Source organism: Streptomyces sp. NPDC014882 (assembly GCF_043081325.1).
Taxonomy (GTDB): domain Bacteria; phylum Actinomycetota; class Actinomycetes; order Streptomycetales; family Streptomycetaceae; genus Streptomyces.
Window position 1 is genome coordinate 54038 of sequence record NZ_JBIBWL010000013.1, and the last position, 15950, is coordinate 69987.

Annotated in this window: 12 protein-coding genes and 1 pseudogene; 9 read left to right on the forward strand and 4 right to left on the reverse strand. The window is 75.0% G+C overall.

All coding sequences use genetic code 11. The features are described 5' to 3' along the window. Positions 1–63 precede the first annotated feature (63 nt). From pheS to ACF09K_RS26170, 4 genes are all read left to right on the forward strand, one after another. Positions 64–1185, forward strand: coding sequence for a phenylalanine--tRNA ligase subunit alpha (pheS, locus tag ACF09K_RS26155; RefSeq protein WP_392247247.1), 1122 nt, complete (start codon positions 64–66; stop codon positions 1183–1185). Continuing rightward, complete coding sequence (pheT, locus tag ACF09K_RS26160) at positions 1185–3695, forward strand: phenylalanine--tRNA ligase subunit beta (RefSeq protein WP_392247249.1); 2511 nt, start codon at positions 1185–1187, stop codon at positions 3693–3695. Before pheS ends, pheT begins: the two co-directional genes overlap by 1 nt. A 623-nt stretch (positions 3696–4318) precedes the next feature. After that, positions 4319–5659: a transcriptional regulator gene (locus ACF09K_RS26165; protein WP_392247251.1), complete on the forward strand. Its 1341-nt coding sequence runs from the start codon at positions 4319–4321 to the stop codon at positions 5657–5659. 90 nt (positions 5660–5749) lie between these two features. Next, positions 5750–6295 (forward strand): NUDIX hydrolase, encoded by a 546-nt coding sequence (locus ACF09K_RS26170; RefSeq protein ID WP_392247253.1) that lies wholly within the window; start codon positions 5750–5752, stop codon positions 6293–6295. A gap of 86 nt (positions 6296–6381) precedes the next feature. Here ACF09K_RS26170 and ACF09K_RS26175 read toward each other — a convergent pair whose 3' ends face one another. After that, the gene (locus ACF09K_RS26175; protein ID WP_392247255.1) at positions 6382–7242 is read right to left on the reverse strand and encodes a 3-hydroxybutyryl-CoA dehydrogenase; all 861 of its coding nucleotides are present in this window, start codon (positions 7240–7242) and stop codon (positions 6382–6384) included. A 180-nt stretch (positions 7243–7422) separates the two neighbouring features. Between ACF09K_RS26175 and ACF09K_RS26180 the strand changes: the two genes are divergently transcribed. After that, positions 7423–8694, forward strand: coding sequence for a glycoside hydrolase family 10 protein (locus ACF09K_RS26180; RefSeq protein WP_392247256.1), 1272 nt, complete (start codon positions 7423–7425; stop codon positions 8692–8694). Between the two features lie 96 nt (positions 8695–8790). On the opposite strand, the gene ACF09K_RS26185 is transcribed toward ACF09K_RS26180, so the two are convergent. Both ACF09K_RS26185 and ACF09K_RS26190 read right to left on the reverse strand, forming a co-directional pair. After that, complete coding sequence (locus tag ACF09K_RS26185; RefSeq protein ID WP_392247551.1) at positions 8791–8988, reverse strand: DUF1918 domain-containing protein; 198 nt, start codon at positions 8986–8988, stop codon at positions 8791–8793. A 159-nt stretch (positions 8989–9147) separates the two neighbouring features. After that, positions 9148–10059, reverse strand: a pseudogene (locus ACF09K_RS26190) (DMT family transporter); the annotation flags it as partial. On the opposite strand from ACF09K_RS26190, the gene ACF09K_RS26195 reads away from it, so the two are divergent. Genes ACF09K_RS26195 through ACF09K_RS26205 form a run of 3 tightly spaced genes read left to right on the forward strand, consistent with a single transcriptional unit; the run spans position 10058 to position 12622 of the window. After that, positions 10058–11521, forward strand: coding sequence for a PLP-dependent aminotransferase family protein (locus ACF09K_RS26195; protein WP_392247258.1), 1464 nt, complete (start codon positions 10058–10060; stop codon positions 11519–11521). The pseudogene ACF09K_RS26190 and the gene ACF09K_RS26195 overlap by 2 nt on opposite strands. Positions 11522–11532: 11 nt before the next feature. Continuing rightward, a complete protein-coding gene (locus tag ACF09K_RS26200; protein ID WP_392247260.1) occupies positions 11533–11997 on the forward strand; it encodes a GNAT family N-acetyltransferase in 465 nt (154 codons plus the stop codon). Positions 11998–12028: 31 nt separating this feature from the next. After that, on the forward strand, positions 12029–12622 hold the full coding sequence (locus ACF09K_RS26205; RefSeq protein ID WP_392247262.1) for a histidine phosphatase family protein: 594 nt from the start codon (positions 12029–12031) through the stop codon (positions 12620–12622). Here the strand turns inward: ACF09K_RS26205 and ACF09K_RS26210 are convergent. Then, on the reverse strand, positions 12604–13092 hold the full coding sequence (locus ACF09K_RS26210) for a DUF6314 family protein (RefSeq protein ID WP_392247264.1): 489 nt from the start codon (positions 13090–13092) through the stop codon (positions 12604–12606). The two genes, ACF09K_RS26205 and ACF09K_RS26210, sit on opposite strands and share 19 nt — an antisense overlap. Positions 13093–13309: 217 nt before the next feature. Between ACF09K_RS26210 and ACF09K_RS26215 the strand changes: the two genes are divergently transcribed. Beyond that, entirely contained in the window at positions 13310–15925 is a 2616-nt protein-coding gene (locus ACF09K_RS26215; RefSeq protein WP_392247266.1) for a YfhO family protein, read from the forward strand. Positions 15926–15950 lie beyond the last annotated feature (25 nt).

Sequence of the window (15950 nt, forward strand, 5' to 3'; positions counted from 1 at the left end):
GGACATTCAGCCTGGGGGCACCTCCCAGCGGTAGCTGGGGGACAATCGGAAGCACGGGAAGAGATGTCGGCACCGAACAAGTCGTACGACCCAGTAGAGGTCGAGGCCCTGAAACCGGAAGAGATCGAGCGCATGCGGGACGAGGCGCTCGCCGCCTTCGCCGCCGCGGACTCCCTCGACGCACTCCAGGAGGCCAAGGTCGCCCACACCGGCGGCGCCTCCCCGCTGGCCCTCGCCAACCGCGAGATCGGCGCACTGCCCCCGCACGCGAAGGCCGCCGCCGGCAAGCTCGTCGGCCAGGCCCGCGGCGCGGTGAACAAGGGCCTCGCCGCCCGGCAGACCGAGCTGGAGGCCGAGCGCGACGCGCGCGTCCTGGTCGAGGAGGCGGTGGACGTCACGCTGCCCCACGACCGGGTCCCGGCCGGCGCCCGCCACCCGCTCACCACGCTCTCCGAGCGCATCGAGGACGTCTTCGTCGCCATGGGCTACGAGGTCGCCGAGGGCCCGCAGGTCGAGGCCGAGTGGTTCAACTTCGACGCCCTCAACATCGGCCCGGACCACCCGGCCCGCGGCGAGGCGGACACGTTCTTCGTGCAGGGACCGCAGGGCGGCACCGAGTCCGGTGTGGTGCTGCGCACCCACACCTCGCCCGTGCAGATCCGCTCGCTGCTCGGCCGCGAGCTGCCGGTGTACGTGATCTGCCCCGGCCGCGTGTACCGCACCGACGAGCTGGACGCCACGCACACCCCCGTCTTCCACCAGGTCGAGCTGCTCGCCGTGGACGAGGGCCTGACCATGGCGGACCTCAAGGGCACCCTGGACCACATGGTCCAGGCGCTGTTCGGCGAGGGCATGAAGACCCGGCTGCGCCCGAACTTCTTCCCCTTCACCGAGCCGTCCGCCGAGATGGACATGGTGTGCTACGTCTGCCGCGGCGAGTCCGTCGGCAACCCCGACCGGCCCTGCCGCACCTGCTCCAGCGAGGGCTGGATCGAACTGGGCGGCTGCGGCATGGTCAACCCCAAGGTGCTCACGGCCTGCGGCGTCGACCCGGAGAAGTACAGCGGGTTCGCCTTCGGGTTCGGCATCGAGCGGATGCTGATGTTCCGCCACAACGTCGAAGACATGCGAGACATGGTCGAGGGTGACGTCCGGTTCACCCGGCCGTTCGGGATGGAGATCTGATGCGGGTCCCGCTTTCCTGGCTGCGGGAGTACGTCGACCTGCCGGCCACCGAGACCGGCCGCGACGTCCAGGCCAGGCTCATCTCGGCCGGCCTCGAGGTCGAGACGGTCGAGCAGCTCGGCCACGACCTCAAGGGCCCCCTCGTCGTCGGCCGGGTGCTGACCATCGAGGAGCTGGAGGGCTTCAAGAAGCCCATCCGCTTCTGCACCGTCGACGTCGGGCAGGCCAACGGCACCGGCGAACCGCAGGAGATCGTCTGCGGCGCCCGCAACTTCGCCGTCGGCGACAAGGTCGTCGTGGTCCTCCCGGGTGCGGTCCTGCCCGGCGGCTTCGCCATCGCCGCGCGCAAGACGTACGGCAAGACCTCCCACGGCATGATCTGCTCCAGCGACGAGCTGGGCATGGGCGACGACGGCACCAAGGGCATCATCGTGCTGCCGCCGGAGACCGAGGTCGGCAGGGACGCCGTCGAACTCCTCGAACTGGTCGACGAGGTCCTGGACATCGCCGTCACCGCCAACCGCGGCGACTGCCTGTCCCTCCGCGGCGTCGCCCGCGAGACCGCCATCGCCTACGGCCTGCCGCTGCGCGACCCCGCCCTGCTCGACGTACCCGGACCCAACGCCTTCGGCTACCCCGTCCAGGTCTCCGACCCGGTCGGCTGCGACCGCTTCACCGCCCGCACCGTCACCGGTCTGAGCCCCGAGGCGCGCTCCCCGATCTGGCTCCAGCGCCGGCTCCAGAAGGTCGGCATGCGCCCGATCTCGCTCGCCGTCGACGTCACGAACTACGTGATGATGGAGCTGGGCCAGCCCCTGCACGCCTACGACCGCACCCTGGTCCAGGGCACCATCGGCGTCCGCCGCGCGGCCGAGGGCGAGAAGCTCGTCACCCTCGACGGCGTCGAGCGCACCCTGCACGCCGAGGACCTGGTCATCACCGACGAGCGCGGCCCCATCGGCCTCGCCGGTGTCATGGGCGGCGCCAACACGGAGATCGCCGACCACGCCGAGTCCGAGGGGACCACCGACGTCGTCATCGAGGCCGCCCACTTCGACGCGGTCTCCGTCGCCCGCACCGCCCGCCGCCACAAGCTGTCCTCCGAGGCGTCCAAGCGCTTCGAGCGCGGCGTCGACCCGCAGGCGTCGTCGGCGGCCGCGCAGCGCACGGTCGACCTGCTGGTGCTGCTCGCCGGCGGCACCGCCGAGGCCGGCGTCACCGAGGTCGTCGCCCCGTCCGCGCCGCACACCGTCGCCGTGCCCGCCGACCACCCGGACAAGGTCGCGGGTGTCGGCTACGGCCGCGAGACCGTCGTACGACGGCTCCAGGAGATCGGCTGCGACGTGTACGGGCAGGACGAGCTGATCGTCACCGTGCCGTCCTGGCGGCCCGACCTCGGCGAGGCCAACGACCTCGCCGAGGAGGTCATCCGGCTGGAGGGCTACGAGAACCTGCCCTCCACGCTGCCCAAGCCCCCGTCGGGGCGCGGCCTCACCCACCGCCAGCGGCTGCACCGCCGGGTCGGCCGCGCGCTGGCCGGTGCCGGTTACGTCGAGGCGCCGAACTACCCGTTCGTCGCCGAGCAGGTCTTCGACCAGCTCGGCCTGGACGCCGACGACCCGGCCCGCCGCGTCGTCCGGCTGACCAACCCGCTCAACGACGAGGAGCCCGCGCTCCGCACGTCGCTGCTGCCGGGCCTGCTCGCCGCGCTGCGGCGCAACGACGGCCGCGGCTCGCACGACCTGGCCCTCTTCGAGACCGGGCTGGTCTTCCTCCCGCGCGAGGAGCAGCGCGTCGCCGGTCACCTGCCGGTCGACCGCCGGCCGACCGGCGAGGAGATCGCGGCGATCGACGCCGTACTGCCCGAGCAGCCGCGCCACGTCGCCGCCGTCCTCGCGGGAGCCCGCGAACAGGCCGGCTGGTGGGGCAGGGGCCGCCCGGCGGACTGGGCCGACGCCGTCGAGGCGGCGCGGACGGTCGCCCGGGAGGCGGGCGCCGAACTGATCGTCCGCAAGGGCCGGTACGGGCCGTGGCACCCGGGCCGGTGCGCCGAGCTGGTGGTCGCCGCCGACGGCGCCGAGCGGGTCGTCGGCCACGCCGGCGAGCTGCACCCGCGCGTGCTGAAGGCCCTCGGCCTGCCCGCGCGCACCTCGGCCATGGAGCTGGACCTGGACGTCCTGGAGCGGGTCGGCGACGACACGCCCCGGGCGCCGAGCATCTCCACGTTCCCCGTCGCCACGCAGGACGTCGCGCTCGTCGTCGACGTCCACGTCCCGCACGCCGACGTCGAGGCCGCGCTGCGCGAGGGCGCCGGTGAACTCCTCGAGGGGATCAGGCTGTTCGACGTCTACGAGAACGCGGAGCAGCTGGGCGACGGGCGGAAGTCGCTCGCCTACGCCCTGCGCTTCCGCGCGGCGGACCGGACGCTGACGGTCGACGAGGCCTCGGCCGCCCGGGACGCGGCGGTCGCCCTCGCGGGCGAGCGGACGGGTGCGGTGCTGCGCGGCTGAGGTGCTGCGTGGCTGACATGCCGTGCGGCTGACGCGCCGTGCGGCCGAGGCGGGTGCGGGGGCAGGAGCCCCGCACCCGCCTCTCATCCGTTCGGGTGAGTTCTCCCGGCGACCGGGCCCGTGGGCCCCGGCGCCGACGGAACCGGACCGGCCTCGCGGGGCACCGGCCTCTCGGGCCCGGTCCGCCGGTGCCGCACGGGGCCGGTCCGTCCGCGCTGTACGAGCCCGGACGGGGAGCGGTCCGCCGCGTCCGGCACCGGACCGGCCCGGCCCGGCAGCGCCTGCCGCGGGCCCCGCGCACGGTCTCCGGCGCACCCCGCGCCGCACGGCGGGCAGGCCGCCGGGCGACGGCGCGCCGCCCGCGCGGCACGACCGGCGACCGCGGCGGCCGGCCCGGCGGACCACGGCCCGGGCCGCGGAGCGAACGGCCGGGCCGCCGCTTGATGAGGGGGGAGCCGACGGCCCGGCCGGCCTCTTTCGAGGCGTTTCAGTCAACCGGACGGCGACCCTGTGCGACAGCGCGCGCACGGTGCGGATGCGCGCACTCGGTTCGCACCCCGTGTGAAGACGCACCCGCTACCGTGAGTGGCGCCGTCGGCACCGAACCACCCGGGGGGCACCTCATGCAGCCCAACACCCTCCTCGACGCGATCCTGGACGAGGCCGGAATCTCGCACGCGGGCCTCGCCGCACACGTCAACCAGGCCGGCCGCGCCCGCGGACTCGCGCTGCGCTACGAACACACCGCCGTCGCCCGGTGGCTCAAGGGCCAGCGCCCGCGCGGACAGGTCCCCGACCTGATCTGCGAGGTGCTCGCCCGCCGGCTGCGGCGGCCCGTCACCCTCGACGACATCGGCCTCGGCGTGCCCGGCGCACCCGCGGCACCGCACGGCACCTCGCTGTCCGGGTTCGTGGAGCGGGCCACCGCCCTGTGGCGCTGCGACGAGCAGCGGCGCCCGCACGTCCTGGGCGCCCCCGCGGTCACCGGCACGCCGGCCGTGATGCCGGTGTGGGAGTGGGAGAACCCGCCCGAGGACACCGACGTCTCCCGCGACGGCCGGCACCGGGTCACCGCCGCCGGCATCGAGACGCTGCGCGCGGCCCGCGCCCACTACGAGCAGATGTACCGCAGGGCCGGCGGCGTGGCGACCCGCGGCCGCGTCGTCGGTTTCCTCAACGCCGAGGCGGCCCCGCTGCTGCGCGGCGGCTGCACCGACGCCACCGGCCGCCGACTGCACCGCGCGACCGGCGCCCTGGTGGCGATCGCCGGCATCTGCGCCTACGACTCCGACGCGCACGGCCTCGCCCAGCGCTACTTCCACCAGGCACTGCGGCTCGCGAAGGCCAGCGGGGACCGGGGACTCGGGGCGTACGCCATCGCGCTGCTGGTCAACCAGTCCCTGTTCATGCGGGAGTTCCGGCAGGCCGTCGCCTTCGCGGAGGCCGCGCTGCGCACGGTCGGCAAGGACGTCACCCCCGCCCTCGCCTCCGACCTGCACGCGATGCAGGCGAAGGCGTACGCCCACCTCGGCGACGGCCGGAGCGCCCTGTCCTGCATCCGGCGGGCCGAGGCCGCCGCCGACCGCATCCGGCGCGGCACCGAGCCGGACGAGACCGGCTACGTCCAGCCGGGGCTGGTCAACGTCCAGGTGGCGGAAGCCCTGTTGAGCCTCGGCGACGTCACCGCCGCCGCGGAGCACGCCGCGGCCGCCGTCGGCACGCCCGCCCACGACCGGGGCCGGGTGCACCGGCTCGCCATGCTCAGCACCGTCGAGCTGCGCCGGGGGAACGCCGACCGGGCGGTGGCCACCGCCGTGCTGATGGCGGAGCAGGCGCGGGGCATGGAGTCCCGGCGGCTGCGCGACAGACTCCGGACGGTACGCGAACACCTGGTGCGCAGCGGCTGCGCGGGCACGGCGGAGGCGGCCGAACTCATCGACGGCGCGCTGCGCGTGCCGTTGTAGCGCCCGCGCCCCCGTTCCCGTTCCCGCGGCCGTTCCTGTTGCGATTCCTGCTGCGATATTGCCCCTTACTCGACGGAAGGTGGCAGAACCGTGCAGTGGACGAAACAGAACGAGCGAACTGTGTATGAAAACCGCTGGTTCCAGGTCAACCTCGCGGACGTCGGCCTGCCGGACGGCCGGCACCTCGACCACTTCCTCATACGGCTGCGGCCCGTCGCGGTGGCCACCGTGGTGAACGCGGCCGACGAGGTCCTCCTGCTGTGGCGGCACCGCTTCATCACCGACAGCTGGGGATGGGAACTCGCCGCGGGCGTCGTCGAGGACGGCGAGGACGTCGCCCGCGCGGCCGCCAGGGAACTGGAGGAGGAGACCGGCTGGCGGCCGGGCCGCCTGCACCACCTGATGAGCGTGGAACCGGCCAACGGCCTCACCGACGCCCGCCACCACGTCTACTGGTCGGACGAGGGCGAGTACGTGGGGCACCCCGTGGACGACTTCGAGTCCGAGCGCCGGGAATGGGTCCCCCTCGCACGCGTGCCCGGCATGGTCGCCCGGGGGGAGGTCCCGGCCGCCGACACGGCGGCCGCCCTCCTGCTCCTGCACCACCTCAGGCTCGGCCGTGACACCGGGCGCTGAGGCCCGGCCGGCCCGGCACGGACGCTCCGCGGCGTGAACGGGCCCGGCACCGGGTGAGGTGCCGGGCCCGCGTGACGCGCCGGGGGTCAGCCGTAGGTGTAGAAGCCCGAGCCGGTCTTGCGGCCCAGGCGGCCGGCGTCGACCATGCGCTGGAGCAGCGGGGGAGCGGCGTACAGGGGCTCCTTGTACTCCTCGTACATCGACTGCGCGACCGAGGCCACCGTGTCGAGGCCGATCAGGTCGGACAGCTTCAGCGGGCCCATCGGGTGGGCGCAGCCCAGCTCCATGCCGTTGTCGATGTCCTCGCGGTTGGCGATGCCCGTCTCGAACATCCGGATCGCGGAGAGCAGGTACGGGATCAGCAGCGCGTTGACCACGAAGCCCGAGCGGTCCTGGGCGCGGATGGCGTGCTTGCCGACCGTCTTCTCGGCGAACAGCTGCGCACGGCTGAGGGTGCCCTCGGAGGTGGTCAGCGCCGGGATCAGCTCGACGAGCTTCTGCACCGGCGCCGGGTTGAAGAAGTGGATGCCGACGACCTGGTCGGGCCGCGAGGTGGCGACCGCCAGCTTCACCAGCGGGATGGAGGAGGTGTTGGAGGCCAGGATGGCGTCCGGGCGGGTCACGACCTGGTCCAGGACCTGGAAGATCTCCGTCTTGACCTGCTCGTTCTCCACGACGGCCTCGATGACCAGGTCGCGGTCGGCGAACTCGCCGAGGTCGGTGGTGAAGCTCAGGCGCGCCTGCGTGGCGTCCCGCTCCTCCTCGCTGATCTTGCCGCGTTCGGCGGCCTTGGCCAGGGAGTTGAAGAGCCGGGTGCGGCCGAACTCCAGGGCCTCGCCGGTGGTCTCGGCGACCTTCACGTCGAGTCCGGCCCGCGCGCAGACCTCGGCGATGCCCGCCCCCATCTGGCCGCAGCCCACCACTCCGACGCGTTCGATGTCGGTCACATCGGTCCCTTTCACTGGCTGACTCCGGTCACTGCGCAGGTCTCCCGGGTCTCGGCAGGCCTGCTCCGATCGTGCACGTTACTAGCAAGTATCGATGATCGATCGCCGGGGTGGGGGCATGCTGGGCGCGGAGTCGATCCGTGACCGAGCGGATCCGCGGTGTATGTGGGGATGTGCGCGATGGGGCGACTGACTCGGCGGGCGTTCGCGCTGGCCGCGCTGTCGGCGTTCACGACGACGGGCGCGGCGGCCCGCCCGGCCGGGAGCCAGGCCGGAGGCCCGTCCGCACATGGCGGGCACGGCGGGCACGGCGGGCACGGGCGGGCGACGGCGGAGATGCGGGGTGTGTGGCTGGCCACCGTCGCCAACCGGGACTGGCCCTCACGCACCGGACTGACGGCGGCCCAGCAGCGTTCCGAACTGCTCGGCTGGCTCGACCTGGCGGTCCACAACCGTCTCAACACGGTGATCCTCCAGGTCCGGCCCACGGCGGACGCCCTGTGGCCCTCGCCGTACGAGCCGTGGTCGCAGGTGCTCACCGGCACCCAGGGCAAGGCGCCCGGCTGGGACCCGCTGTGCACCGCCGTGACGGAGGCGCACGCCCGCGGACTCCAGCTGCACGCCTGGTTCAACCCCTACCGCGTCGCCGTCCACGACGATCCGGCCCGGCTCGTCGCCTCCCACCCCGCGCGCCGGCACCCCGACTGGGTGGTCCCGTACGGCGGGAAGCTCCACTACAACCCCGGGCTGCCCGAGGTCCGGGCGTTCGTGCAGGACGCGATCCTCGACGCGGTGCGCCGCTACCCGGTCGACGCCGTGCACTTCGACGACTACTTCTATCCCTATCCGGTGGCCGGCCAGACCTTCGACGACGACGCGGCCTACGACGCCCACGGCGGCGCCTTCACCGACCGGGCCGCCTGGCGACGCGACAACATCGACCGGCTGGTGCGCGAGACGGCCGCCCGGATCAAGTCGGTGCGGCCCACCGCGCAGTTCGGGATCAGCCCCTTCGGGGTGTGGCGCAACGCCTCCACCGACCCGCGCGGCTCGGACACCCGGGCGCTCCAGTCGTACGACGCCGTCCACGCCGACACCCGCAGGTGGGTGCGGGAGGGCTGGATCGACTACGTCGTGCCGCAGCTGTACTGGAACATCGGGTTCTCCGCCGCCGACTACGCCGCGCTCGTGCCCTGGTGGGCGGAGGTCGCGCGGGGCAGCCGCACCAGGCTCTACCTGGGGGAGGCGCTGTACAAGGCCGGCGATCCGGCGCAGCCCGCGGCCTGGCAGGACCCGGCCGAACTGTCCCGGCACCTCACCCTCGCGGCCGGCCGGCCCGAGGTCCGCGGCCACGTCTTCTTCGCCGCGAAGGAGCTGCGCGCGGACCGCGCCGGCGCGATGGCGCGGGTCGTCGCCGACCACTACGCGCAGCCGGCGACGCCCCCGCGCTGACCTGCCGTCGTGTCCTGCCGTGCTCGGCCGTGCCGGTCGGGCCGTCGTGTCCTGCCGTGCCCGGTCGTGCCGGTCGTGCCGTCGTACCGTGCCGGCCTACCGTCGCTCCTCGCTCTTGTGGCGGATCTCGGTGTCCGGTCCCGGCGAGCACACGCCCTCGTGCCCGTCCGTGAAGCGGACGCGGTAGGGAGGGTTGCCCTCCTGTCCCAGCACTTCGACGATCTCGCCGACCTTGTCGTGTTGGCCCACCACCCTGCCGTGCTGGACAAGCTGGTCGCCCGTGGTCGCACGCATCTGTGAGACCTCCTCACCGTGTGCGGGAGCAGCGGTTCGTGTCCTGGAGTCGTCCCGGGATCCGTACGCGGAGCCGTCCCGGAGTCCTTTTCCCGTCTGTGGCGCGCCCACCGGCCGAACCGGCGCGCGGCGCCCTCGGAGCCTTCCGTCGGAGACCTGACCGCGCGCCCGCTGGGTGACGACGATGCAGACCAGGACGGCCGCGGCCGTCAGCGGAGCGGCGGGCGTGAGGTGCTCGCCCAGCAGCAGCACCGACCACACCAGTGTGAGCAGGGGCTGGGCCAACTGCAACTGGCTGGCCCTGGGGATGCCGATGGCGGCCATGCCCCGGTACCAGACGACGAGGCCGAGGAACTGCGAGCCCACCGCCACCCACAGCAGCCCGGTCACGCCGTGCGCGGTCAGCCGGACCGGTTCGAGGGCGAGGGCGAGGGCGGCGGCGGGCACGGCGAGCGGCAGGCAGAGCACCAGCGCCCAGCCGATGACCTGCCAGCCCGGCATCACCCGCGCCAGCCGGCCGCCCTCGGTGTAGCCGGCCGCGCACACCAGCAGCGCCCCGAACAGGTACAGGTCGGCGGTGGTGAGGGCGCCGCCGCTCTGCCGCACGGTGAAGGCCACCACCGCGCCGGCACCCACCAGCGCCGCCGTCCAGAAGGTCCGGGAGGGCCGGGAGCCGACGCGCAGGGCGGACAGCAGCGCGGTCGTCAGGGGCAGCAGACCCACCACCACGGCCGCGTGCGCGGTGGACGAGGTCCGCAGGGCCAGGGTGCTGAGCAGCGGGAAGCCCACGACGACCCCGGCGGCCACGACGGCGAGACCCGCCCGGTCCCGGCGGGCGGGCAGCGGCACCCGCAGGGCGAGGAGGCAGCCGCCCGCGACGAGCGCGGCCAGCACGCTGCGCACGGCGACCAGCGACCAGGGGCCGAAACCCTCCAGGCCCCAGGCGGTGGCGGGGAAGGTGAGCGAGAAGGCGCCGACGCCGAGAGCGGCCTGAAGGGTACCGGGGCCGTGCGCCCGCGGGGCGGCCACCGCTATCGCGGGAGGGGCAGTAGCGCTACTCTGTGTCTTCATGCATGAGCGTAGCAGTGTCGGTGAACTGGCGGATCGACTCCGAAGGGAGCTCGACCGCTACTCTCCCGGTGGAAAGCTCCCGTCGAGTCGTGCCCTCGTCGAGCGGTTCCGGGTGAGCCCCGTGACGGTGTCGCGGGCCCTCGCGCAACTGGCCGCCGAGGGGCTGGTGGTCACCCGGCCGGGCGCCGGTGCCTTCCGGGCCGGGCTGCGCCCCGCGCCCGCACCGGCCGGCGACACCTCCTGGCAGGAGGTCGCGCTGAGCGCGGAGGGCGCCGACCTCGTGCCCCGCTCGGTGGACGCCTCCGGCGTGACCGTCTCCCTAGCGGCCCCACCGCCCGGCGTCGTCGAGTTCAGCGGCGGCTACCTGCACTCCTCCCTGCAACCGGAGCGCGCCATGTCGGCGGCCCTGGCGCGGGCCGCGCGACGTCCCGGCGCCTGGGGGCGGCCGCCCCTGGAGGGGCTGCCGGAGCTGCGCGAGTGGTTCGCGCGCGCCATCGGCGGCGCGGTCACCGCCGCCGAGGTGCTCGTCAGCGCCGGCGGCCAGACCGCGCTCACCACCGCCCTGCGGGCGCTGGCCCCGCCCGGCGCCCCGGTGCTCGTCGAGTCGCCGACCTATCCGGGCATGCTGGCGATCGCCCGCTCGGCGGGACTGCGCCCGGTGCCGGTGCCCGTGGACCCCGACGGCGTCAGGCCCGAACTGCTCGCCGACGCCTTCCGCGCGACCGGCGCCCGCGTCTTCGTCTGCCAGCCGCTGTTCCAGAACCCGACCGGCGCCGTCCTGGCCCCGGCCCGCCGCGGTGAGGTGCTGCGCATCGCCCGCGAGGCCGGCGCCTTCGTCGTGGAGGACGACTTCGTGCGGCGGCTCGCGCACGAGGACGCCGGGCCGCTGCCGCGCCCGCTCGCCGCCGACGACCCCGACGGCGTCGTCGTCCACGTCGGTTCGCTCACCAAGGCGACCTCGCCGAGCTTCCGGGTCAGCGCCCTGGCCGCCCGCGGTCCGGTCCTGGAGCGCCTGCGCGCCATCCAGGTCGTCGACACCTTCTTCGTGCCCCGCCCCCTCCAGGAGGCGGCGCTCGAACTCGTCGGCTCGCCCGCCTGGCCGCGCCACCTGCGGGCGGTCGCGGCCGAGTTGCGCAGCCGGCGCGACACTCTTACCACCGCCCTCGCCCTGGACCTGCCCGAACTCGCCCTCCCGCACGTCCCGTCCGGCGGCTACCACCTCTGGCTGCGCCTGCCCGACGGCACGCGGGAGCCGGCGTTCACGGCGGCGGCCCTGCGCGCGGGCGTCGCCGTGACCCCCGGCCGCCCCTACTTCAGCGCCGAACCCCCGGCCCCGCACATCCGCCTGAGCTTCGCGGCCGCCGCCGGGGCCGGGGAGATCGCGGAAGGGGTGCGGCGGCTGCGGTCGGCCCGCGACGAGGTGCTCGCGGAAACGGTTCGACACCGGGCATCCCGTCTGTGAGGGTCACCCCCATGACCTCCCGCACCACGCCGCCCCTCGCCGAGGGCTACGAGATCTCCGCCGACACCGACCGGATCGACGTCGGACGGGTGCACCGCTGGCTGTCGACCGACGCCTACTGGGCGCTCGGCCGGGAGCGCGAGAAGCAGGAGCGGGCCGTCGCCGGGTCGCTGAACTTCGGCGTGTACGAGACGGTGTCCGGACAGCAGGTCGCCTACGCGCGCGTGGTGACCGACCTGGCGACCTTCGCCTGGCTGTGCGACGTGTACGTGGACCCGGCGGTGCGGGGGAAGGGCATCGGGACCTCGCTGGTCGCGGCCGTCCGCGACCACCTGCGCCCGCACGGTCTGCGCCGCCTCCTGCTCGCCACCCACGACGCGCACGGCGTCTACGCGAAGATCGGCTTCGAGGCGCTGGAGCGGCCCGACCACTGGATGGCGCTGATCTTCGAGAAGCCTTCACACGGCGGCTCTTGACCCGGCCCCTCGGGCGTCCCACCATCACCGCATGGCACTCCGGGTCACGTTCGTCGCCGCGGCGCGCGGTTCCGCGCCGCTCGCCGAGCGTTTCGAGGACGACCGCCCGCTGGACCAGGCGGGCTGGGACGAGGTGCAGCGGGCGGCCGGCGCTCTCCTGCCGCCGGCGGCGGCCGAGCTGCGCTACTGCTCGCCGACCCCGCGCAGCCGTGCCACCGGTGACGCGCTCGGGTACGCCCCGCTCGCGCAGCTCGCCCTGCGGGACTGCGACATGGGGCGCTGGCGCGGCCTCACGCTGGGGGAGGCGATGGCCCGGGAGCCGGAGGCGGTGGACGCCTGGCTGGCCGACCCGCGGGCCACTCCGCACGGCGGCGAGTCGCTGCCGGCGTTCATCTCCCGGGTGGGCGGCTGGCTCGACACCCGGTCCGTGGAGGACGGCTGCCGGATCGTGGCCGTCGCCGAGCCGAGCGTGATCCGGGCCGCCCTGGTCCACGTGCTCAGGGCGCCGCCGTCGACGTACTGGAACCTCGACGTGCGCTCGCTGTCGACGACCACCGTCGCCGGGCGCGGCGGACGGTGGAACCTGCGCTTCGAGGGGAGCGCGGTTCAGGCCTCGCGCGCGTAGCCATCGGCGGCCTCGCGCACGCAGCCGGCGGCCTCGCGCACGTAGTCGGTGGTGAGGACCAGGTCCTTCGCGGGGCCGCGCACCCGCCAGACCGTCCGCCAGCGGTCGGCGTCCCGGACGGTGAACTCGCCCCGGTAGAGGTCCGCGGCGCACGGGTGGCCGCTCACGTGACGCCCGCTCGTCAGGTCGAGGTCGTGGAAGGGCCGCCCGTCGGCGAACGTGACGTCGGCCGTGCCCGGCGCCCGCCCGGGCAGGAAACGCAGGGTCCGCCCGGCGGGCCGCGGCACGCCCCGCCAGACGAACGTGCCCGACTCCTCGTGCAGCAGGCCGCCGCCGTCCAACGGGCCGAAAACCGTCGTGCCCTCGAAGCGCCCCGCCTCGCCGCTCGCCAGGTCCCGCACCGACCGCTCGGCCCGCCAGCGCCCGGCGAGGAACGCCAGGACGTCCGGCACCGGCCAGAACTCGCCCATCGCGCGCCGACCTCCGTCCCCTCCGTGACCGCGCGACCCGTCGACGCGCTCCGTCCACCTCCCTATCTTGCCGTTCGGAGCGCGGAAGGAGGCGCACGGAGCCGCGGGAGACACCAGGAGCCGGCCGCTGCCCCGCGGGCAGCGGCCGGCCTCTGGAAAGCTGCCTGACATCTCCCGTTTCCCCGCCGGTGCGGGCGCGGGTGCCAGGCTCGCCGGCATGCTCGCCGTACCGCGGTTACCGGCACCGGCCCGGCCGGGGCGGTCCCCGTCCCTGCTCGCCGCCCTCCTGACCGTCACGGCGTTCTGCGCCTCCGACGCCGTCGCCCGCAGCTTTCCCTTCGGCCCGCGCACCCGCAGCGTCAACGACCTGGGCAACCAGTACCTGCCGTTCCACGCGCACCTGTGGGACCTGCTGCACGGCCGGGCCGACGGCGGCGTGCTGTTCAACTGGCAGTCCGGCTACGGGGCGAGCTTCCTGCCCGACCTCGCCACCTACGTCACCAGCCCGTTCGCCCCGCTCGTCGCGGTGTTCCCGCGCGACCGGATCGACCTCGCGGTGTACGCCGTCACCGTCCTGAAGCTCGCCTGCGCCGCCGCCGCGATGGCCCGGCTGCTCCGTGACCTGCGGCCCGGCCGCTGGTGGGCGGCGGGACTCCTCGGCGCGTCCTACGCCCTGTGCGGCTGGAGCGTGTCGAGCGGCACGTACAACCTGATGTGGCTCGACGGCCTCATCGCCCTGCCGCTGCTGTGCCTGGCCGGCGAGTGGGCCCTGGCCGGACGGCGTCTCCTCCCCGGCGTGGGGATCGTGGCCGCGGCCTGGACCGCCAACTTCTACACCGCCTACATGGCCACCCTCGCCGCCGGCCTCGTGTTCCTCCTGCGGCTGTGGCTCCGCGGACTCCCGCGCCGCGAAGGCCTCGCCGCGGCGGGCCGGGCCGCGCTGACCGCCGCCCTCGGCACGGGCCTCGCGGCGCCCCTGGTGGCGGTCGTGTACTTCGGCAGCGCCCACGCCTCGCCGGGCAGGTTCACGGGGTTCACCCCGGTGCCCGCCCAGGACCTCCTGGCCCGCCTGCTGCCGACGACGTACGGCTTCGGCTCGCCCGCACTCTTCGTGGGCACCCCCGCGCTGCTGCTCGCCCTCTCGCTGCCCTTCGCGCGGTCGGCGCCCGTACGGGTGCGCGCCGGCTGGACCGTGCTGGTGACCGTGGTGACGCTGTCGATGCAGTGGGGCCCGACCCAGCTGCTCTGGCACGCCTTCGCCGTCCCGCAGGGCAGCGGGTACCGGCAGACCTTCGTGGTGTGCGCGCTCCTGGTGATCGCGGCCTGGCACGCGCTCTCGTACGGCCCGCCCGACCGGCGCGCGTCGGCCGCGGCGGCCGGGCTGCTCGCGCTGGTCGCCGCCGTCGCGAGCCGCAGCGACCTGGTACGGCCCCTGGCGTGGGCCGTGCTGCTCCCGGCCGTGGCGGGCACGCTGGGCGGCCTGCTGCTGCTCGGCCGTGCGGGCGCCGGGCGTGCGCCCGGCACCGGGCGCCGTACCGTGCCCGCCGTGTGCGCCGTCGCGCTGCTCCTGTGCACGCAGCTCGGCGAGGTCACCGCCACCGCCGCCGCGGCCACCCGCACGCGGCTCGGGCACATGGACGACTACGCGCCCTGGGGGCAGCGGCGGCAGCAGCAGGCGGACGCGGTCGCCGAGGCCGACGGCTGGCCCCGCCACCGCACCGACCCGGGCCGGGAGCAGACCGTGGGCAACGACCCCCTGATGGTCGGCGGCCAGGGCGCCCAGTACTACAGCAGCCACACCTCCGACGTGCTGTTCCGTACGCTCACCGCCCTCGGCGGCGGCTGGACCTCGGGCGGCCGCAGCCTCCAGAGCCTGGACAACGCCGTCACCGACGCCGTCTTCTCCGTCGGCGCCCGGGTGCACTCCCCGCCCGACCCGCACCAGAACTGGTTCCCGCAGGACGGCAGCGGCGTGACCGTGTCCCGGCGGAAGGTGCCGCCCCTGGTGACGGTACGGCCCGCCGCGGCCGGCGCCCCCGCCTTCGGGCCCTCGCCGTACCGCAACCAGGAACTCCTGCTGGGCACCCGCGTCTACACCGTGCCCCGCCTCACCGTGCGGACCGGCGGCGGGACGGCGCCCCGCCGGACCGGGGGCGACCGGCCCGGCGTACGCCTCGACGCCCCCGGCGCGCGGACCGCCGCGGGCCGGCCGACGATCACGGCCGCGTGCCCGGCGGGCAGCGAGGTGTACCTGTGGGCGCCGCGCTTCGCGGGCACCGCGCGGCTCGCCGGCGCCCCCGCCGGCGCTCCGACCGGCCGGTTCCGCTCCGACTCCGTCAGCAAGATCGCCGCCATGCAGCGGCTGGGCACCGTCCCGGCGTCCGGACTCCTGCGCGTCGACCTGTCCCCCGACCGGCCGGGCACCGTCCCGGACGGAGCCGTCGGCTGCCTGGACACCGCCCGGCTGGACGCCGCCGTCGAGCGCCTCACGGCCACCGGCGCCACCGAGGTGAGCGTCTCCGGCGGCACGGTCCGGGCGGAACTCCCCGAGGGCAGTACGGGGACCGCCGTCGTCGCCGCGCCCCGGATCGCCGGATGGCGCTGCGCCACGGGCGACGGCCCCGCCGTGCCCGCCGGCGACCACCACGGCCTGATCGCCGTCCCCCTCGACGGCTCCTCGACCCGCCTCACCTGCACCTTCCACCCGCCCGGCCTGCGGCTGGGCACGGCCCTGGGCGGCGCGTCCCTGCTGACCGTGGCGCTGCTCGGCGTCCTCGCCGCCGTCCGGCGGCGGCACGGGGCAGCCGGTCCCTCCGGAGAATGGATTGTATAAACGTGCATAGCGACGTATAGTCATG